This is a genomic window from Tenacibaculum sp. 1B UA, assembly GCF_033978845.1.
Taxonomy (GTDB): domain Bacteria; phylum Bacteroidota; class Bacteroidia; order Flavobacteriales; family Flavobacteriaceae; genus Polaribacter.
Genome location: NZ_JAKVUA010000046.1, coordinates 1 through 629, shown reverse-complemented (window position 1 = coordinate 629; position 629 = coordinate 1). Strand labels below are relative to the sequence as shown.

Annotated in this window: 2 protein-coding genes; both read right to left on the bottom strand. The window is 31.2% G+C overall.

All coding sequences use genetic code 11. The features are described from left to right. Nucleotides 1–257, bottom strand: a 257-nt coding sequence (locus tag MK851_RS15635) for a hypothetical protein (RefSeq protein WP_320244937.1), incomplete at its 3' end; no start/stop codon positions are given. Then, nucleotides 257–629, bottom strand: a 373-nt coding sequence (locus tag MK851_RS15630; protein WP_320244935.1) for a hypothetical protein, incomplete at its 5' end; no start/stop codon positions are given. The genes MK851_RS15630 and MK851_RS15635, both read right to left, overlap by 1 nt.

The following is a 629-nucleotide window of genomic DNA, read 5'->3' as shown; positions in this document are numbered from 1 at the left end:
TCGTTAATACAGGTAGTATGCCCCATTAAACCAACTTGTTTAAAAAGATTAAACACCATTCTTCCATTTACATACAATTCATAAAAACAACCACTTTGGTTCGCTTCTATAAAGTATTGAGGCATGCTTTTGTATTGTAGGGGTTGTATGTTGCTGTATAGTTTGTCTATGGGTCTCATTTCTGTTGCTTGCCCACAAGCTGTAAGCACCAGCAACATACAAAACAAACAAACACTATATAAAAACGCTTTGTGCATTATCTTATAATTTCTAATTTATTGCTTCCCTTGGGTTTGTGTAGGTAGATATATTCATAACTTCTAATCTTTCTTTTACGTCCATCATTATAAGTTTTCTCATATCCATGAGAAAATGCTCCATAACCTTTATCTATTAAACTTTTTAAAGCTACAATTCTACCATTCCCTCCAAAAATCATTTCATACTTATCTAGAGGAACTTTTCTTTTAAAGCTAGAATCAAAAATCTGTTTAAATTTCCTTTTCCTATCCTTAATACTTTCTACATTAACATCATTATATGCCTCTGATGTTAAAAACTCTAATTCTCTGTTTTTAACTAAGCTTACCCATTTAGCTTCGTCTTGATTATAAATAACATCAGATAGG